Source organism: Iodobacter ciconiae (assembly GCF_003952345.1).
In the GTDB taxonomy this organism is placed as follows: Bacteria; Pseudomonadota; Gammaproteobacteria; order Burkholderiales; family Chitinibacteraceae; genus Iodobacter; species Iodobacter ciconiae.
In genome coordinates this window covers 3,486,785-3,506,684 of sequence record NZ_CP034433.1, presented here as the reverse complement: position 1 = coordinate 3,506,684, position 19,900 = coordinate 3,486,785, and the positions used below count along the sequence as shown (strand labels likewise).

Here is a 19,900-nt window from a genome sequence, read left to right as displayed (position 1 = left end):
AGTTTTCTAATCTGGGTAGATTATACCGTCGCGCACACGCGTCTCAGGTTATAGGATCAAGCCTTACGGGCAATTAGTATCGGTTAGCTTAACGCATTACTGCGCTTCCACACCCGACCTATCAACGTCCTGGTCTCGAACGACCCTTTAAAAGGCTTAAAGCCTTGGGGAAATCTCATCTTGAGGCGAGTTTCGCGCTTAGATGCTTTCAGCGCTTATCTCTTCCAGATTTAGCTACCCGGCGATGCCACTGGCGTGACAACCGGTACACCAGAGATCTGTCCACTCCGGTCCTCTCGTACTAGGAGCAGCCCCCCTCAAATTTCCAACGCCCACTGCAGATAGGGACCAAACTGTCTCACGACGTTTTGAACCCAGCTCACGTACCACTTTAAATGGCGAACAGCCATACCCTTGGGACCGGCTACAGCCCCAGGATGTGATGAGCCGACATCGAGGTGCCAAACTCCGCCGTCGATGTGAACTCTTGGGCGGAATCAGCCTGTTATCCCCGGAGTACCTTTTATCCGTTGAGCGATGGCCCTTCCATTCAGAACCACCGGATCACTATGTCCTGCTTTCGCACCTGCTCGACTTGTCTGTCTCGCAGTTAAGCCGCCTTATGCCATTACACTATCAGTACGATGTCCGACCGTACCTAGGCGACCTTCGAGCTCCTCCGTTACAATTTGGGAGGAGACCGCCCCAGTCAAACTGCCTACCATGCACGGTCCCCGATCCGGATAACGGACCAAGGTTAGAACCTCAAAGGGGTCAGGGTGGTATTTCAAGGTCGGCTCCACGCAGACTAGCGTCCACGCTTCATAGCCTCCCACCTATCCTACACAAACCACTTCAAAGTCCAATGCAAAGCTACAGTAAAGGTTCACGGGGTCTTTCCGTCTAGCAGCGGGGAGATTGCATCTTCACAAACATTTCAACTTCGCTGAGTCTCAGGAGGAGACAGTAGGGCCATCGTTACGCCATTCGTGCGGGTCGGAACTTACCCGACAAGGAATTTCGCTACCTTAGGACCGTTATAGTTACGGCCGCCGTTTACTGGGACTTCAGTCAAGAGCTTGCACCCCATCATTTAATCTTCCAGCACCGGGCAGGCGTCACACCCTATACGTCGTCTTTCGACTTTGCAGAGTGCTGTGTTTTTGATAAACAGTCGCAGCCCCCATTTCTCTGCGACCCATTTCTGCTCCATTCGCGAAGAACTTCACATACTCTGGGCTCACCTTCTCCCGAAGTTACGGTGATAATTTGCCGAGTTCCTTCTCCTGAGTTCTCTCAAGCACCTTAGAATTCTCTTCCTACCCACCTGTGTCGGTTTGCGGTACGGTCAATATAAAGCTGAAGCTTAGAGGCTTTTCTTGGAAGCATAGGATCAATCACTTCAGTCCGAAGACTTCGTCGTCACGTCTCAGCGTTATAGCAGCCCGGATTTGCCTAAGCCACACGCCTACTCGCTTAAACCACCTATTCCAACAGATGGCTGACCTACCTTTCTCCGTCCCCCATCGCACTTCATATCGGTACGGGAATATTAACCCGTTGTCCATCGACTACGCATTTCTGCCTCGCCTTAGGGGCCGACTCACCCTGCGCCGATGAACGTTGCGCAGGAAACCTTGGGTTTTCGGTGTGCGGGCTTTTCACCCGCATTATCGCTACTCATGTCAGCATTCGCACTTCCGATACCTCCAGCATCCTTCTCAAGACACCTTCGCAGGCCTACGGAACGCTCCTCTACCATATGTACCATCGGTACATATTCGCGTCTTCGGTTATCAGTTTGAGCCCCGTTACATCTTCCGCGCAGGACGACTCGACCAGTGAGCTATTACGCTTTCTTTAAATGATGGCTGCTTCTAAGCCAACATCCTGGCTGTCTATGCCTTCCCACCTCGTTTTCCACTTAACTGATTATTTGGGACCTTAGACGGCGATCTGGGTTGTTTCCCTCTTGACCATGGACGTTAGCACCCACAGTCTGTCTCCCATGCTCGCACTTGACGGTATTCAGAGTTTGCCATGGTTTGGTAAGTCGCGATGACCCCCTAGCCATAACAGTGCTTTACCCCCGTCAGTGATACATGAGGCACTACCTAAATAGTTTTCGAGGAGAACCAGCTATTTCCAAGTTTGTTTAGCCTTTCACCCCTATCCACAGCTCATCCCCTAATTTTGCAACATTAGTGGGTTCGGACCTCCACTGCGTATTACCGCAGCTTCATCCTGGCCATGGATAGATCACTTGGTTTCGGGTCTACGCCCAGCAACTATGCGCCCTATTCGGACTCGGTTTCCCTACGCCTCCCCTACTCGGTTAAGCTCGCTACTGAACGTAAGTCGCTGACCCATTATACAAAAGGTACGCAGTCACCCCATTTTGCAAGGGCTCCCACTGTTTGTATGCATCCGGTTTCAGGTTCTATTTCACTCCCCTCCCGGGGTTCTTTTCGCCTTTCCCTCACGGTACTGGTTCACTATCGGTCGATGATGAGTATTTAGCCTTGGAGGATGGTCCCCCCATCTTCAAACAGGATTTCTCGTGTCCCGCCCTACTTCTCGCATGCTTAGTACCAACCAATCTCTTTCGTGTACGGGGCTATCACCCACTATCGCCAGACTTTCCAGACTGTTCCACTAAAGTTTGATCTATCACATGCAGGCTCTTCCCATTTCGCTCGCCACTACTTTGGGAATCTCGGTTGATTTCTTTTCCTTCGGCTACTTAGATGTTTCAGTTCGCCGAGTTCGCTCTACACCACCTATGTATTCAGTGATGAGTGACCCAAAAGGGCCGGGTTTCCCCATTCGGATATCGATGGATCAAAGCTTATTTGCCAGCTCCCCATCGCTTTTCGCAGGCTAACGCGTCCTTCTTCGCCTATCATCGCCAAGGCATCCACCAGATGCACTTAGTCGCTTGATCCTATAACCTCAAACACGTATCAACAAAGTTAATACAATTCGAAGTATCTGATTTCGCTTTGTTTGCGACATCGATTATTCAGTTCTGACTTCGAATAATCAATTTTGATACAATCTACCCTTATTTATTTCTAAACTTGAGTATTACTTCTTCTATTTTTTTAAAGATCAATTTACTGTCTTGCTGATTTTAGAAACCAGAATTAATGTGACTTTTGTTCAGCCCGATTAATTCTGCATCCTAAACCAACAATCCCTAAACCTACAGTCGATGAGTGTGAGTACTCAATCCAAAAGTCTTCTCTTGAAAGGAGGTGATCCAGCCGCAGGTTCCCCTACGGCTACCTTGTTACGACTTCACCCCAGTCATGAATCCCACCGTGGTAAGCGGCCTCCCGAAGGTTAGCCTACCTACTTCTGGTGAAACCCATTCCCATGGTGTGACGGGCGGTGTGTACAAGGCCCGGGAACGTATTCACCGCGACATGCTGATCCGCGATTACTAGCGATTCCGACTTCATGGAGTCGAGTTGCAGACTCCAATCCGGACTACGATCGGTTTTATGAGATTAGCTCCACCTCGCGGCTTGGCAACCCTCTGTACCGACCATTGTATGACGTGTGAAGCCCTAGCCATAAGGGCCATGAGGACTTGACGTCATCCCCACCTTCCTCCGGTTTGTCACCGGCAGTCTCCTTAAAGTGCCCAACCAAATGATGGCAACTAAGGACAAGGGTTGCGCTCGTTGCGGGACTTAACCCAACATCTCACGACACGAGCTGACGACAGCCATGCAGCACCTGTGTTCAAGTTCCTTGCGGCACCCCCCAATCTCTCAGAGGTTCTTGACATGTCAAGGCTAGGTAAGGTTTTTCGCGTTGCATCGAATTAATCCACATCATCCACCGCTTGTGCGGGCCCCCGTCAATTCCTTTGAGTTTTAGCCTTGCGGCCGTACTCCCCAGGCGGTCTACTTCACGCGTTAGCTGCGTTACTAAGGAACGAATTCCCCAACAACTAGTAGACATCGTTTAGGGCGTGGACTACCAGGGTATCTAATCCTGTTTGCTCCCCACGCTTTCGTGCATGAGTGTCAGTATTAGCCCAGGGGGTTGCCTTCGCCATCGGTGTTCCTCCGCATCTCTACGCATTTCACTGCTACACGCGGAATTCCACCCCCCTCTGCCATACTCTAGTTCACCAGTTTGCAATGCAATTCCCAGGTTGAGCCCGGGGCTTTCACATCACACTTAATCAACCACCTGCGCACCCTTTACGCCCAGTAATTCCGATTAACGCTTGGACCCTACGTATTACCGCGGCTGCTGGCACGTAGTTAGCCGGTCCTTATTCTTCCGGTACTGTCATCCCCAAAAGATATTAGCTCTTAGGATTTCCTCCCGGACAAAAGCGCTTTACAACCCGAAGGCCTTCTTCACGCACGCGGCATTGCTGGATCAGGCTTGCGCCCATTGTCCAAGATTCCCCACTGCTGCCTCCCGTAGGAGTCTGGACCGTGTCTCAGTTCCAGTGTGGCGGATCGTCCTCTAAGACCCGCTACAGATCGTCGCCTTGGTGAGCCTTTACCTCACCAACTAGCTAATCTGATATCGGCCGCTCTAATAACGAGAGGTCTTGCGATCCCCCTCTTTCCCCCTCAGGGCGTATGCGGTATTAGCTATCCTTTCGGATAGTTATCCCCCATTACTAGGTACGTTCCGATATATTACTCACCCGTTCGCCACTCGTCAGCGCTGCAAGCAGCCTGTTACCGTTCGACTTGCATGTGTAAAGCATGCCGCCAGCGTTCAATCTGAGCCAGGATCAAACTCTTTAGTTTAATCACTAAGCTAGTACTTACTGGCTTACAAAACTCAAGCCATTCCGAAAAATGACTCTTACTATGCAAGCACTTGTTTCGCTTCCGAATCAAGCACTCACACTCATCGACTGTATTTTTTTAAAGATCGTTTCGCTTGCCCAAACACTGTGTTGCCGTGTGTGCTGCAGCGAGAGGCCGAAATATACGGACCTTACCCGGGAAGGTCAACCACTACCGTGCAATAAAAGCCTAGTAATGCGCTAACTGATTGATTTAGATAAGAAGCAATATCAACAAAAAACATCTCGTTTTCATACAAAGCAAAAACGCCGCAATTAGCGTGCGACGTTTTTGTTTACTTTACTCGCTGAAATTAGTGCAAATTTAGCGCTTAACCCCGTATACCTTGCCATTTGGCAAAGTAATAGTAATGTCGCTAGGTACCGTTAGCGGCATAAATACACGCATGCCGATAGTGATAGTTTTTCCTGCACTAAAGTCTGCAACACCCCAGCCTGAATCTTTCATCGCATAAGTCAGACGATGAAAACCATCTGGCAAACCACCAACATTGCCTGTTTTTGTACCGGCCGTTGTGGCTGTCCAAGTGCCACCGCTATAAATATCTACTAAATTCTCTACACCATTGCCTACAGGTGGATCACTTGGCTTGAGGTATTGAACTTCGGAAGGAATCAACGGAGTGGATGGCGCAACATTGAATGCAACCTTTGCACCGGTTAAATCAATCGTTGAATTGTTTTTCAGCTTAAGCCCAATAGCAAGCGGGTAGTTATCATCACCCTTAGGCTTATACCCAACCATATCGACCGAGATATCTAGCAAATCTGCCGGGCGGACAAATTTCTCGTCGCCAGCTTTGATGCCATAAGGTACGGCTGCACGCAGCTTAGCGGCTGCTAGCTTGGTCAGCGTACTGCCCATGGCGTAATAACCCAAGCCATTTTCTGATGGCTTACTGTAGTCCCCTGCCATTTCCCAGAACATGATCCCGCCCGCGCCCTGATCAATGGCGTACTGAACCTTTGCAGCAAAGGATTGCTCATTTTCAGTCGACAAGAACACTTTGGTGGTTGGATTCCATAGCCAGGAAGACTTAGCGACATCGTCATAATTTTCCTGGTAAGAGCCACGAACTTTGGCTTCTGGACGGCTTTGATCGTGACCATACTGAGTAAAGTAAGGTGCACTCAGACCATCACGAAGGTTATTAACATGCCACAGCGGATTAACACCAGCATACATTTCATTACCAGCAGCATCCCGATCAAACCAGAGATTATCAATCCCCTGGGCCCCTAAACCGCAGGGTGCGCCCGCTTTTACACTCAGTGCATCCGGGCCAAGATTCCCGCCAGTACCGAGATAGCACTTGGTTTGATCGGCCAGAGCAGAAAGCCCCCATAAACCATTAGTGCCACCCGCTACATTTTGTGAACCACGGGTGTAGTAGGGCAAACCAATGTTAATGCGCCCTCCCGCAAGAGCTGTACGGAAGTATTTATATGCCCAGTCAATATTCAGATAGCCTTGTGAATTGTAATAATGCGCATCGCCACCCGAATAAATTTTGGCATCGGCAATTTCATTGTCTTTACCTGTATCGTACAACGGTGCATTGTGGCCCACAAAGTGGTTCCATGCGCCGTGCAAGTCGTACGTCATCATATTGACGTAATCTAGGTATTTAACTGCCTGCATGGCTTCCATGCCACGCAATAAATAGCCAGATGATGGGGACGCAATCGTCAACATGTAGTACTTACCTTTTGCTGCTGCCGCCTTATCCAACTCGGCACGCAGTGTTTTGGTCAGAGCCATATAGCCTTTCCACAATTCACCACGATGGGCATTACCGATTTTCCAGTCTTCCGGATTACCCGCATCATTCATTGATGTTGGATATTCATAATCAAGATCAATACCGTCAAAGCCATATTTCTCTAGGAAGGCAACCGCCGACTTAGCAAAGATATCAATTCTATCCTGACGAACTGCGCCTGTTGCCGCATCGTTAGTCAATGCATAGTAGCCACCGCTGACCGTACGGCCATCTGCATCATTAAAATACCCCCCCGTTTCAGCCCAGCCCCCCACCGACAGCAACAGCTTCACGCCTTTAGGCGCGTTCTTATGCAGCATATTAAAGTGGCCTTTGTACGGCAGATTTGGGTCTAGCGCGTATTTAGGATCAGCTTTTTTATCGTCAAAAGTCATACCAACGGCAGAGTTGTTAGGATCCGCAGTATTACCTACCGAAACCTGCCAATTGCTATCGATATGAGCGAAGGCATAATTCACGTGGGTAATGTCATTCCATGGAATATCTGCGGCCAGATAAGAATTCGGCCCGGAATTACGCCAGTTAGTGAAATAGCCAATTGAGCGACGCTTCATATTGTTTGGCAGCTTCTCCCGGCCGTTTGCATCATACACATCACAATAAGGCACATTTGCAACATCTGTCACCAAACCCTCAGGCTGACAAGCAACGCTTGGAGCGGGAGCAGGGACTGGAGTTGGAGTTGGAGTTGGAGTTGGAGTCGGAGTTGGAGTTGGAGTTGGAGTTGGAGTTGGAGTTGGAGTTGGAGTTGGAGTCGGAGTCGGAGTCGGAGTCGGAGTCGGAGTCGGAGTCGGAGTCGGAGTCGGAGTCGGAGTCGGAGTCGGAGTTGGAGTTGGAGTTGGAGTCGGAGTCGGAGTCGGAGTCGGAGTTGGAGTTGGAGTCGGAGTCGGAGTCGGAGTCGGAGTCGGAGTTGGAGTCGGAGTCGGAGTTGGAGTTGGAGTCGGAGTCGGAGTTGGAGTTGAACCACAAGCGCCCAGATCTAACCAAGGCTTGCCTGCCCCTACATTACTGGACGGCACATCGCCCTGTGTCCACCACTGTGCTTTATAATTACGGCCATCATAAGTCACACTTTGACCACCGGAATAAGCCGTCGTTGCCACCCATGCCAGAAAACAACCGGCTGGTGTTGGTGCTGGAGCAGGCTCTAACGTTGGAGCCGTTGTTGGTGCTGGTGTTGGCGAAGGGGTAGACGAGTCACTGGCAATCGGCTCCCAAGGGCCCCACTGCTCAGCACCCGGCACATTACCTTGCGTCCACCACTTCGCTTTCCAATCTTTCCCAGAATAGCTTACGGTTTGACCTGCAGTATAAGTAGAAGAAGCTGTCCACTCAGGAGCAGAAAAAACCTGGGCTGAAATAAAGGCGGCTGGAATAGCAGCCAGCATAAAACGACTAAATTGCGACATAGTTTAATTCTCCATCCATCTTATGAATTGGCGTTATCTGCAAGCACCAAGTGGTATTGATGTTACAAACACGTGTCTATTCTTTTTTGTAATTATTACGTAATAAAGTCATTTACAGAATGCTTCTGGAACTAACTTAAAGATAAGTAATTAAGATTAGTCACTAACGCATTTACTATGTCAACAAGCTCTGTATCGCTTACCAACAAAAAAATCGACCCCCCCCCCTTCTCTGTCATGATAGTTACAAAAACCCAATAATTTTCTCATGGAAACATCACAGCAAAAAATATAAGTACTTGATTAAAAAAATAAAATATTAACAAACAAACACATAAACCTACAAAATATGTAGTCAAAAAACAAATGAAAATGTAGTTCAGATCAGAAAAAAAGAATAATTTTTGATACAAAACCAGAAAGAAGAGAAATTATTACATCAGTAAATATAAAAAATATCTTTCTTAATTCTTTCTAAACATGTTAATAAACACAAATGGCATCATACAAAAAATTTCTTACAAAAAATTAGCCATTCTCAATAAATGGAATTAAAAAAAATTAACAAGTGGATCTATTTAAAAGGCTATTTTAATCAATACCTTGCCGATCTGCGCTGCATCTGATAGAAACCGAACTAACTCTTTGACCTGCTATTCATTATGCTAATTCGTAAACTGTTTAAATTTGAAAATGCACACATCGTGCGTAACTGCTCAAGTGAGCGCTGCCGCAGCTCAATTCATGGACATAGCTATCGGGTTGAAATACTACTGGAAGCAAACGCACTTGATCACGGCCAGATGGTTTATGACTTTGGTTTAATGAAAGGTACGATCCGTGATGTAATTGATGCTTTTGATCACGCAATCTGTTTCTGGGACAGAGATGACACGGAATACATCCGCCTGTGCAAGCAGTTCTCTACACGCTGGATCGCCATGCCGGTGTCACCTTCTGCCGAACAATTTTCCCGTATATTTTTTGTCATTATCGATGCATTGCTTCAGCAAACGATCATGGCTAACGGAGAAGCAGATGTCACCCTCCATTCTGTAATTGCCCACGAGACAGATACCGGCTACGCACAGGCTTTCCGGGCAGATGCGATAAATGAGCGTATGGGGATCATTCGCCTGGAAGATATTATCTTTTCTGAACAATGCCAGGCTGAATGGAAAGACCCTGATATGTATAAAAAACTCTTATCTGGTAAGCACTTTAGCAACCCGCCAGCACCAAGGCAGATTGAAGTCTAAACAACACACAACTAAAAAGGGCATCACTCACCCAAAACTGAGTCCTTGCCCTCATTCATGGCAAGTTTGTCAAACCATGAACAATACGGATTTAATCAGAGCTTACTCAAACAAATAAAAAGCGCAGCCCTTAGGCCGCGCTTTTTATGTTTAGTCCATTCAAATACCAGGTCCCATATACAAACCGGAGCCTACATCTCTACCTGCATCCCCATCTCGACCACACGATTTGGGGGGATCTTAAAAAAGTTAGTTGCACGCGTTGCATTACGACTCATGATGCTAAAGAGATTCCTGCGCCACCAGCTCATAGCCGGATATTTGGCTTCGACAATTGTTTCCCGTGAAAGGAAATAGGATGTCAGCATGCTATCAAACTCAAGCTCGGGTTGTAATAGCTCTACCTGAGCCAGAATAGCGGGCACACTCGGCTCTTCTTTAAAACCGTAAGTGGCAATGATCTGACAGAAACTCTCACCTAATTTACGCACCACTACCCGCTCACGCGCGGCCACATAGGGAATATCCATCGTTAACACAGTCATAAATACCACGTGCTCGTGCAACACTTTATTATGTTTTAAATTATGTAGCAGGGCGTGGGGCACCGAATCCGTGCTCGCAGTCATAAAAATAGCGGTTCCTTCAACGCGTTGTGGCGGGCTTGCTTCCAAAGCTTCAACAAAACCGGCCAGAGGGAGCTCACCGTCGTGCATGCGCTCACTCAGCAGCTTGCGGCCATATTTCCATGTTGTCAGCAAAGCAAACACCATAAGGCCAATCATAAGAGGGAACCAGCCACCTTCGTGTAACTTGAGCAAATTGGCAGAGAAAAATGCTAAATCGATCACTAGTAAGAACGACAAAACAAACCAGATCAGCAGGCGATTCACACGGGAAGCATCACGCCCCAGCACAATAAACGCCAGCAGGGTAGTAATCACCATCGTACACGTTACAGCAAAGCCATAAGCCGCAGCCAGATTACTAGAAGTGCGGAAAGCCAGCACCAAGAGAATCACTGAAACCAGCAGGAACCAGTTAATTTGCGGGATGTAAATCTGGCCGATCTCATTCTCAGAAGTATGTTGGATATCCATACGTGGACAAAAACCAAGCTGTACGGCCTGGCTGGTCATCGAGTATGCACCTGATATCACCGCTTGTGATGCAATGACGGTGGCGCACGTTGCCAGCACTACCAGCGGCGCAAGAGCCCAGGCCGGAGCCATCAAAAAGAAAGGGTTTTTAATCGCCTCGGGGGTATGTAAAAGCAAAGCACCCTGACCAAAGTAATTTAAAACCAGAGCAGGCAGCACCAGTAAAAACCATGCATAACGGATAGCAGGCCGGCCAAAGTGGCCCATATCTGCATACAGCGCCTCAGCCCCAGTCAGAGACAGCACCACCGCGCCCAATAATATAAAGGCCAGACCCGGCTCTGCAGCAAAGAAATGCACCGCATGGATAGGGTTCATTGCAGCCAGCACATCTGGGGATTTAATGATATTCCAGACACCAAGCGCTGCAAGAATAGCAAACCAGATCAACATGACAGGGCCAAACAGCTTGCCAATACTGGCCGTACCTCGTGCCTGCATCATAAACAGGCCAATCAGAACAATAATGGTGACAGGGATAATATAAGCATCAAGCTGATGCGAAATCACCCCAATCCCTTCTAAGGCAGAGAGCACGGATACCGCAGGGGTAATCATGCTATCACCGTAAAATAAAGCCGCACCAAATAGGCCCAGGCCAACAATCACCGCATATTTTCGCGAGCCGGGGGCCGCAGAGCGCAGCGCTAAAGCCATAAGGGACAACACGCCGCCTTCACCACGGTTATCCGCTCGCAAAATGAATACAACGTATTTCAAAGATACAACCAACATCAACCCCCAAAAAATCAGGGATAGAATGCCCAGCACATTAAAAGCAGATAAAGTCAGCTCTGCGTGGTTAAAGCACTCTTTAAGTGTATAGAGCGGGCTGGTGCCAATATCGCCATAAACGACGCCGATCGCTCCGACTGCCAAACCGGCTATTTTTTTTGGGTCACGATCCAAGCTTGATGCTGAAGTCATATTTTATGGTGCCTAACTGAGGGTCGGCGGATTATAACGCTGGCCTTTGTAAAAAAACTGACTTTTTGGACAAATCTTGCGGCAGTGCAATATGACCCCAGTCAAAAAAAGGCCCCGGATCGGTTTTCCTACCCGGCGCAATCTGGCTGTGACCCAGCAGGTACTTCAATGGATATTGAATAGCTAAAGCCTTCAGCAGCTTGTTTAGTATCTGATACTGAGCGGCTTCAAACGGCACAAAATCAGAGCCCTCAAGCTCGATTCCTATCGAAAAATCATTACAACGCTCCCTGCCCTGCCAGCTGGACACCCCGGCATGCCAGGCCCTCTGCATACAAGGGACAAATTGCAACAACTCCCCACTGCGGCGAATCAAAAAATGCGCAGATACCCGTAATCTGGATAATTCAGCGTATGCCGGATGCTTAGCCGTATTTAAGGTGTTAGTAAATAGGCATTCGATATCATCCCCGCCAAAAGGCTGCCCCGGCGGCAAATGAATATTATGAATCACCACCATATCCACAACCGTATTCGGCGCACGAGCATCGCAATTGGGACTAGGTATAATCCGCGCCTGATCTAACCAGCCCTGCTCATCAAATTGCATGATTCACTTCCTGTATTACTGAATTCCCAACCGGTCTAGGCGATAACGCAGGCTTCGGAAAGTGAGGCCGAGTATTTTAGCGGCCTGAGTACGGTTAAACCGTGTTTTTTCCAGAGCCTCTAGAATGGCCTGCTTCTCAACCCGATCCAAATAATCCTGCAAAGGGAATTTTTCCCCCAGATCCAGCCCTTCTTCATCCTCATGATCGCTAAGGCTAAGTTGCAAATCCGCCGCCGTAATAGCGCATCCATCAGCCAGAGCCAGAGCACGCTCCAGTACGTTTTCCAGCTCGCGCACATTGCCAGGAAAATCGTAGCGCTGAAGTGCAGTGAGTGCATCTGCAGCAAAGTCAGGTAACTTCTGGCCATTTAACTTAGCCACTCTCGCCAGCACATGCCGGGCAATCACCAAGACATCACTGCCCATTTCCCTTAAAGCCGGCATACGCAGCTCAATCACATTCAGGCGATAATATAAATCCTGCCTGAACCGCCCTGCTTCCACACACTGGCTCAGACTTTGGTGCGTGGCAGAGATAATCCGCACATCCAGCGCATCCTCGGCCGTCGCCCCCAGTTTGCGCACTTTACGTTCCTGAATCACCCGTAATAGTTTGACCTGCATGGCAAGCGGAAGATCAGCCACCTCATCTAAAAACAAGGTACCGCCATTTGCGGCATGAAAAAAACCATCTCTGTCTTCATTTGCGCCAGTAAAAGCACCTTTTTTATGTCCGAAAAATTCACTTTCCATTAAATTTTCAGGAATAGCCCCACAATTTACTGCCACAAAAGGCTGCTTGGCACGGCTGGAGCTGCCGTGGATCAAACGCGCAGCCCGCTCTTTGCCAGAGCCGGATTCTCCCGTTACATAAACAGGAGCCTGACTTTTAGCCAATTTGGAAATCAGCTCCAATGTGTGCTGCATGGCGGCAGATTCACCCAATAAAGGGCGATCGCTCACATCCAACACCAGCATATCATCAAGGGCTAAAGCCGATTTAACCAATAAACGCAGCTGATCCAAAGCCACCGGTTTAGCCAGGTAATCAAATGCGCCTGCTTTTAGCGCCGCCACCGCATTGTCAGTACTGCCATAGGCAGTAATCACTGCCACCGGCACATCCATTCCTTTTGCTTGAATATGCCGGATGATTTCCAGCCCCTCACCATCGGGCATCCGCATATCGGTAAGGCACAGGTCATACGCCGCACGATCTAGCCTTGCACATGCATCTTGCACTCCATAAGCACAATCTACATCCAGCCCCATTTTTATGAGCGTAAGTTCCAGCAGCTCAGCAAGATCATGCTCATCGTCAACCACCAGTACACGCTTACTGTTTTTATTGATTTTTTTAGCCATTACTACTCCTGACGCACAGACGCAAAACTAAAGTTTTTTTAAATCAGCCCAGAACAGAACTTCGTTTTACCAGTCACCCAAAATTTCTTATAGGAGCAAAACTCAAATTACGCTCCTCTGTCCGTAAGCATACCCAAACACAATACGAAAACACGGATCAGGGCCAGGTGATGAGACGTATTCCAATACAGCCCCATTTGCAGCGCAAATTTCACGCGCTATGTATAGCCCCAGACCAGTCCCCTTGGTGTCAGTCGTAAAAAAAGGCTCAAACAACTGTGTTTGTGCATCAACTGCCACTGGCGGGCCATCATTACGTACATCTAAAACCCAGTGCTCATTTTCACGCCACACATTAAAACTCAGGCTCCCCGCATTTTTTTGACAATAACGCCAGCCATTACGGGATAAATTCCACATCACCTGATGCAGATGCCCCGGATCAAAACGAGCCTCGGCATTGGAAGGACACTCCAGAGCCAGCTCTACATGGATTTCCTCCTGCATGCTAAATTGCTCAACAAAAACGGCCAGCCAGTCTGCCAGCTTAATCTGCGTCATTTGCACACGATCACGCCGATTAAGCTCCAGCACGTCTTTCACCATACGCTCCAGACGCTGACTATTATCATCAATGATGCGGGTTAGCCGTTGCATCAAAGCATTATCTTCAGCTTCCTCCCCCAATAATTGTGCGGCATGTGTAATCGCACTCAGTGGATTTCTGATTTCATGCGCCAGATTCGCGGTTAAACGCCCTAATGCCGCCAGCTTTAATTGTTGCGCCTCCCGGCCCAATTTATCCAAATCTTCCAGATAAATCAGTACATTGCCGTGTGAATCATGAGAGAGTGAAATAAAACGAGGCCTGAGTGTTTTTCGGGTTAAAGCTGTTGTAATTAAACTAGGGTTGTCAGACGGATTTGCCCGCCAACGGGCCAGCGCCACAGCAATCACAGGCATCGCATGCAATAGCACGCCTTCGGGCCGCATTCCCGCTAAACGAATCGCCTGCTCATTACATTGACGGACAATGCCATCAGCATCAACTACCAACACTCCATCAGACACATCTTGCAAAATACGCTGATTAAGCTGCCCCAAATTAGCCAGATCAACACCACGTTGCTCGGCTAAAGCCTCGCTGGCCTGAGCAAAGCGAGCCAGGCGATGTGCCAGCCAGGCCACGGCAAAAGAAGCCACGCATAGCAAAGCTGGCGGTAAGTAATCGCTGACATTCGCATTATCCTGCCAGATCTGCCAGGTTTGCTCACTCAATAGGGCAATACTTGCCATCGCCGCATGAAATAAAGTCATCCTCCCGCGGGAAATCAATCCTGCTGCGGCCAGATAAGGCAGTAATAAAGTGCCGATACCGCTGTGTAAACCTCCAAATAAATGCATCAGCCCGACAATAAACAGCACATCAGTAGCCACCTGGATGCTGAGCTGTATTTCAAAACCGGGCCAACGGCGCCAAATTCCCAAGGCAAACAACAGAGCTAAACAACTATCCACCCCGGCAAGAGCAAGAAACGAATACCAGCTACTCATATCATTTAGCGGCTTATAAGCCAGCCAGAGCACGCTGCAAAAAATACCAATATTAGAAAGCAGCCGAAAAACATTCAGCAGCGCTAAAGAGCGCCAATGAATCTCGGTATGAAAAGCAGAGGAGATATTGGGCATAGGAAGAGGGAGAGACGCGGGCCAGGAAAAACATCAGCCCGCGTAATAGTTGCACCAGCCGCCCATTGGACTTAGGCGATTGTAGTGAGGAAAAGACCAGTTTGGGACAGATTTCATGCGTTGTTGAGGCGAATAGCTGGCTATTTGACGAAAAAACGCGTGAAATATAGCCAAATCCGGCTCTTTCTGCAGTAGATCAATCCTAAATCCAACAGGCGGCTAGTGACCTGAAAAACGCATGACACGAACCACACGCTCAGGTGCTTCTTCAAAGAAACGAGTCAGTTCAAAAAGAGCAGATTCATACACCGTACGCTTGAATTCAATCACCGAATCAAGCGGTGACCAATATTCAGTCCAGCGCCATGCATCGAATTCAGGATGCATAGTGCGGCGCAAGCACACATCAGAATCGTGCCCCGTCAGGCGAAGCAAAAACCAAATTTGCTTCTGCCCCCGGTACGTACCGCGCCATTCGCGGCGAACCCAGTTTGTCGGCACATCGTACTTCAACCAATCCCTTGTGCGGCCAATGATTTCAACATGCTGAGGGCCTAATCCAACTTCTTCCATCAGCTCGCGATACATCGCCTGTTCGGGTGTTTCACCCTGTTTAATGCCGCCTTGCGGAAACTGCCACGAGTGCTCACGCACCCGTTTGCCCCAGAACACCTGGTTTTGCCGGTTGATGATGATGATGCCGACGTTAGGCCGATAGCCATCACGATCGAGCATATCCTTACCTGCGTAAATTGCTTAGTTAACTCGATTTTTCCACATCCTACTCTGCTTGGAAACAGGTATTGCTCGCAAATAGGAAGTTAATCGCAGAATTTATATAAATAATTTTCTGTCATTGTGAGGATTCATCCTTGCCAGATCGCTCACAAACTCAGCAAACTCAAGCCCCAGCTGGGTTTCAAGCACTTTGGCCCGTTCGGCCAGCTTATCCCACGTTGGATTATTCTGACCACAACGAAAAGCAAAAGCAATTACGTTTCCCTTCTGTCTTGCAGGTAAACACAGCACCCGCCCTTCAAAAACTTCACCCAGACGCTCTAAGTAATGATTAAAACGTCGATCTGCTCCCCACAAATTTACCGCCAGCACACCATTATTTGTCAGCCTTTGCCTGCATGCACTGAAAAAATCGACGGTGGCAAGCGGCTCAGCAATACCGGTTGCAGAATAAGCATCCATCATAATCAGGTCACTTGAATTCTCTGGCATATTGTAAACATAGGCCGCACCATCCGTGCACAACACTTCAAGACGGTCATCATCAGGCGGTAAACAAAACATCGAACGCGCTACTGAAATCACCTGCGGATGCAATTCGGCGCAGGTCAGCTTGGTATCCACCAGCTTATGATGCACCCATTTGGCAATCGATCCGCCACCCAGGCCAATTAACAGCGCCGTTTTGGGCAATTCAGTAAATAAGAGATAGCCAAACATACAGCGCGAGTAGGCAAGAATCATTTCGTTTGGATCAGATACCCGCATTGCACTTTGCGTGTCGTCCGCACCGAAATGTAATTTACGTACACCTTGCGATTCAGACACATCAATCATAATTTCATCGCCACCACGGCGGGGAGTGCGTCTGCCCAGCATTATGCATCTCCACAGGCTTCAACCTGAATCGGCCTGCGGCTGTCCATAATCGAAATACGCGCCGGGTCACTAAAGACTTCCTTATCAAAAGCCTTATCGCCGTCTTCTCGCGGCTGTCCATCGGCCTTGATATTGGCAAAGTCATAGCGCTTAGGATCGGCCAGATGCGAAGGCACCACATTGCACATGGCGGTAAACATGGTTTCCAGGCGGCCCGGAAAGCGTTTATCCCAATCGCGCAGCATGTCTGCAATAATCTGGCGCTGTAAATTAGGCTGGGAACCACATAAATTACACGGAATAATCGGGAATTCACGGGCATCGGCGTAGCGAATAATATCTTTTTCTTTACAATAAGCCAGCGGGCGGATCACCACATGCTTACCGTTATCCGAAACCAGCTTAGGCGGCATGCCTTTTAGCTTACCGCCGTAAAACATGTTTAAAAATAGTGTACTAAGGATATCGTCGCGATGGTGGCCCAAGGCAATCTTAGTTGCGCCGATTTCCTCTGCAACGCGGTACAAAATGCCGCGACGTAAACGCGAACAGAGGCTGCAGGTGGTTTTACCTTCTTCAATCACCCGAGTGACAATACTATAAGTGTCTTCCTCGATAATCCGGTGTTCCACGCCAATACCAGTCAGATAGGCCGGTAAAATATCCTCCGGAAAACCCGGCTGCTTCTGATCCAAATTAACAGCAACAATGCTGAAGTTAATCGGCGCAGATTTTTGCAAACCAAGTAAGATATCCAGCATGGTATAGCTGTCTTTGCCTCCTGACAGGCACACCATCACCTTATCGCCTTCCTCGATCATATTAAAATGATTAATCGCATCACCCACATTGTGGCGTAAGCGTTTGGCGAGCTTATTGAAATTGTACTGCTGTTTTTTTTCGACTTCGGAAAGCGTTGAATCAGTCATACGGGGCACCAATGCAGAGCAGGGCGCATCGCGCCCTGCTGTAGATTCTTGAATTAATGCGGATTTTACCCGATTAGAGCGAATTACCGTAGATATAGAAGGTATTTTATTAGCAAAGCACAAAGAGAAGCCCTACAGCACCACACTCCTTCCCCCGTCCACCGGCAAAATCACCCCGGTTAAATATGGCGCTTCCAGTAAAAAGTGAATAGCCTGGGCCAGATCCTCGGGGCTGCCGTTGCGGGCCAAAGGAATGGTATCGATAATGCGTTCACGCTCGGCATCATCAAAAACAGATTCGCCCTCGGGCCAGATATTTGCACCGGGAGCGACGGCATTAACACGCACATAAGGGGCCAGATCTCTGGCTAGCGATTTGGTCATCGCCACCAGGCCCGCCTTGGCAATAGTGTAAATGGTGTGATTTTTATACGGGCGATCAGCATGAATATCGGTAATGGAAACAATTACCCCTCCTGTTTTTTTCAGCTCGCAGGCAGCGGCCTGAGCCAAGAACAGCGGGGCTTTTAGATTGGAGCCCAGTAAATCTAGCCAGGCCATTTCACTAAAATCGCCAATCGGCGTTGGGAAAAAGGATGAGGCATTGTTCACCACAGCATCCAGCCGGCCAAACGCAACAATCGCAGCAGAAACCAGCTCGGGCAGGCGAGCGGTGTCGAGTAAATCTAATTGCACCAGTGCAACAGATGCCGGGCGGATGGTGTTTAACTCGTCAGCCAGCTGCTGCGCGGCCAAAGCGGATGAACGATAGTGCAGCAGCACTTGCCAGCCACGGGCGTGTAAATAACGAGCCAAACCTGCTCCTACTCTTTTCGCCCCGCCAGTAATCAAAACTACCTGCATGCCCAACTCCCCGTTTTAACGGCCCTTGCCAGCAATTTATACAGCCCGGCCCCCCACTTGCCCCACACTTTATTTTCCACGCCAACGGCACTCAACACCACTTTGTGCTGCATATTCTCCCCCCGCCCCATACAATATTGTTTTTATGCTTGCGATTTTCCCGCCCACATGACTAATCCGCAACTCCCAACGCCATCTGACGAGGCACTACAAGCCAGCCAGGCCTTAATCTTACATATTCGCCAGCAGATTAAAGAATCGGGAGGCTGGATTTCTTTTGCCGACTATATGCGCATGGCCCTATACACACCGGGCCTTGGCTATTACAGCGGTGGTGCGGCCAAGTTTGGAGGCGCGGGTGATTTTGTTACTGCACCAGAAATCTCCCCCCTCTTTGGTACCTGCATCGCCAATACGCTGGCTCATGCTTTGCAGGAATGCGGGGGCGACGTTCTGGAAATAGGCGCAGGCACAGGCCAGCTTGCCGCACAAATCTTACTCGAGTTAGAGCGCCTTGATGCCCTGCCCAGCGAATACTTCATTCTGGAGCTATCGGGCGAATTACGCGAGCGCCAGCGTAAAACACTCCAAACCCTTGTGCCACACCTGGCACACAAAGCCAGATGGCTTGATGATCTGCCCAGACAATTTGTGGGCGTAATGGTTGGCAACGAAGTACTAGACGCCATGCCCTGCGAGCTGGTGCGCTTTAACGGCTATCACTGGCAGCAATGTGGTGTGGTTGAAAACAATGGCAATCTGGCATTTGAACACCGGGCGATTACAGATTTAAAACTGGAAGTCGCTTGCGAGCCCTTCCCGCACATCCCGCAATACACCACCGAAATCCAGCAAGAAGCACAGGGCTTTATCAATACGCTCGCTGCCAGCTTGCAATTTGGCTTGATTTTACTGATTGATTACGGCTTTCCTGCCCGCGAGTTTTACCACCCGGAGCGCAGCATGGGCACGCTGATGGGCCATTATCGGCACCACAGCATTCATGACCCTTTCTTTTTACCCGGCCTGACAGATATTACCTGTCACGTGGATTTCTCGGCCATTTACCACGCAGCCAATCAAGCCGGGCTGAGCCTTGAAGGCTATACCTCGCAGGCCAGCTATCTGATCGACGCGGGCATTCTGGAGCGTGCAGCACAAATGGAAACCGGCAGCGTAGAATACCTGCGAATGTCCACTGCCTTACAAAAACTAACCAGCAATACCGAAATGGGCGAACTGTTTAAAGTCATCGCCTTCTCCAAAGAATTGCAAGGCAAAACAGCGCCGGGGCTGGGCGGGCGGGACCGCTCGGGCGAGCTTTAATTTTGAACTGAATGTCTTTTTAAGAACTCATATTAAATTTCAATGGCCAAGCACGTTTCCAGCATTAAATACACTCGGGTATTTTTTAAAAAATATTCAAAAAGCGCCTAATTAG

General features: G+C 48.9%; 11 protein-coding genes and 2 rRNA genes. 2 read left to right on the top strand and 11 right to left on the bottom strand.

The features are described 5' to 3' along the window. Nucleotides 1-52: 52 nt before the first annotated feature. The 3 genes from EJO50_RS15425 to EJO50_RS15415 form a co-directional block, all read right to left on the bottom strand. Nucleotides 53-2,944 (bottom strand): 23S ribosomal RNA (locus EJO50_RS15425). A 306-nt stretch (nucleotides 2,945-3,250) separates the two neighbouring features. Beyond that, a 16S ribosomal RNA gene (locus tag EJO50_RS15420) occupies nucleotides 3,251-4,784 on the bottom strand. Together the 16S and 23S rRNA genes form the textbook arrangement of a ribosomal RNA operon. A 366-nt stretch (nucleotides 4,785-5,150) precedes the next feature. Then, a complete protein-coding gene (locus EJO50_RS15415) occupies nucleotides 5,151-8,039 on the bottom strand; it encodes a glycosyl hydrolase family 18 protein (RefSeq protein ID WP_125975647.1) in 2,889 nt (962 codons plus the stop codon). Nucleotides 8,040-8,701: 662 nt separating this feature from the next. Here EJO50_RS15415 and EJO50_RS15410 point away from each other — a divergent pair. Then, nucleotides 8,702-9,298: a 6-pyruvoyl trahydropterin synthase family protein gene (locus EJO50_RS15410; protein WP_125975645.1), complete on the top strand. Its 597-nt coding sequence runs from the start codon at nucleotides 8,702-8,704 to the stop codon at nucleotides 9,296-9,298. Between the two features lie 191 nt (nucleotides 9,299-9,489). Here EJO50_RS15410 and EJO50_RS15405 read toward each other — a convergent pair whose 3' ends face one another. The 8 genes from EJO50_RS15405 to EJO50_RS15370 form a co-directional block, all read right to left on the bottom strand. After that, on the bottom strand, nucleotides 9,490-11,385 hold the full coding sequence (locus EJO50_RS15405; protein WP_125975643.1) for a potassium transporter Kup: 1,896 nt from the start codon (nucleotides 11,383-11,385) through the stop codon (nucleotides 9,490-9,492). A gap of 31 nt (nucleotides 11,386-11,416) precedes the next feature. Beyond that, nucleotides 11,417-11,995 carry a 1,6-anhydro-N-acetylmuramyl-L-alanine amidase AmpD gene (gene ampD, locus EJO50_RS15400; RefSeq protein ID WP_125975640.1) on the bottom strand — a complete coding sequence of 193 codons (579 nt, stop codon included), beginning with the start codon at nucleotides 11,993-11,995 and terminating at the stop codon, nucleotides 11,417-11,419. A 15-nt stretch (nucleotides 11,996-12,010) separates the two neighbouring features. Continuing rightward, nucleotides 12,011-13,360 (bottom strand): sigma-54-dependent transcriptional regulator, encoded by a 1,350-nt coding sequence (locus tag EJO50_RS15395; protein ID WP_125975638.1) that lies wholly within the window; start codon nucleotides 13,358-13,360, stop codon nucleotides 12,011-12,013. Between the two features lie 102 nt (nucleotides 13,361-13,462). Continuing rightward, the gene (locus EJO50_RS15390) at nucleotides 13,463-15,049 is read right to left on the bottom strand and encodes a sensor histidine kinase (RefSeq protein ID WP_125975637.1); all 1,587 of its coding nucleotides are present in this window, start codon (nucleotides 15,047-15,049) and stop codon (nucleotides 13,463-13,465) included. A 219-nt stretch (nucleotides 15,050-15,268) separates the two neighbouring features. Then, nucleotides 15,269-15,784 (bottom strand): RNA pyrophosphohydrolase, encoded by a 516-nt coding sequence (locus tag EJO50_RS15385; RefSeq protein ID WP_125975635.1) that lies wholly within the window; start codon nucleotides 15,782-15,784, stop codon nucleotides 15,269-15,271. Between the two features lie 99 nt (nucleotides 15,785-15,883). After that, complete coding sequence (locus tag EJO50_RS15380; RefSeq protein WP_125975633.1) at nucleotides 15,884-16,666, bottom strand: fused MFS/spermidine synthase; 783 nt, start codon at nucleotides 16,664-16,666, stop codon at nucleotides 15,884-15,886. Further along, on the bottom strand, nucleotides 16,666-17,595 hold the full coding sequence (gene ttcA, locus EJO50_RS15375; RefSeq protein WP_125975631.1) for a tRNA 2-thiocytidine(32) synthetase TtcA: 930 nt from the start codon (nucleotides 17,593-17,595) through the stop codon (nucleotides 16,666-16,668). The genes EJO50_RS15380 and ttcA overlap by 1 nt, the downstream gene beginning before the upstream one ends. A 132-nt stretch (nucleotides 17,596-17,727) precedes the next feature. Continuing rightward, the gene (locus EJO50_RS15370; RefSeq protein WP_206434409.1) at nucleotides 17,728-18,459 is read right to left on the bottom strand and encodes a pteridine reductase; all 732 of its coding nucleotides are present in this window, start codon (nucleotides 18,457-18,459) and stop codon (nucleotides 17,728-17,730) included. A gap of 168 nt (nucleotides 18,460-18,627) precedes the next feature. On the opposite strand from EJO50_RS15370, the gene EJO50_RS15365 reads away from it, so the two are divergent. Further along, nucleotides 18,628-19,785: a class I SAM-dependent methyltransferase gene (locus EJO50_RS15365; RefSeq protein ID WP_125975627.1), complete on the top strand. Its 1,158-nt coding sequence runs from the start codon at nucleotides 18,628-18,630 to the stop codon at nucleotides 19,783-19,785. Nucleotides 19,786-19,900 lie beyond the last annotated feature (115 nt).

Coding starts and splice junctions, on each gene's coding strand:
- EJO50_RS15415 (WP_125975647.1), bottom strand. CDS start 8,039: ATGTCGCAATTTAGTCGTTTTATGCTGGCTGCTATTCCAGCCGCCTTT.
- EJO50_RS15410 (WP_125975645.1), top strand. CDS start 8,702: ATGCTAATTCGTAAACTGTTTAAATTTGAAAATGCACACATCGTGCGT.
- EJO50_RS15405 (WP_125975643.1), bottom strand. CDS start 11,385: ATGACTTCAGCATCAAGCTTGGATCGTGACCCAAAAAAAATAGCCGGT.
- ampD (WP_125975640.1), bottom strand. CDS start 11,995: ATGCAATTTGATGAGCAGGGCTGGTTAGATCAGGCGCGGATTATACCT.
- EJO50_RS15395 (WP_125975638.1), bottom strand. CDS start 13,360: ATGGCTAAAAAAATCAATAAAAACAGTAAGCGTGTACTGGTGGTTGAC.
- EJO50_RS15390 (WP_125975637.1), bottom strand. CDS start 15,049: ATGCCCAATATCTCCTCTGCTTTTCATACCGAGATTCATTGGCGCTCT.
- EJO50_RS15385 (WP_125975635.1), bottom strand. CDS start 15,784: ATGCTCGATCGTGATGGCTATCGGCCTAACGTCGGCATCATCATCATC.
- EJO50_RS15380 (WP_125975633.1), bottom strand. CDS start 16,666: ATGCTGGGCAGACGCACTCCCCGCCGTGGTGGCGATGAAATTATGATT.
- ttcA (WP_125975631.1), bottom strand. CDS start 17,595: ATGACTGATTCAACGCTTTCCGAAGTCGAAAAAAAACAGCAGTACAAT.
- EJO50_RS15370 (WP_206434409.1), bottom strand. CDS start 18,459: ATGCAGGTAGTTTTGATTACTGGCGGGGCGAAAAGAGTAGGAGCAGGT.
- EJO50_RS15365 (WP_125975627.1), top strand. CDS start 18,628: ATGACTAATCCGCAACTCCCAACGCCATCTGACGAGGCACTACAAGCC.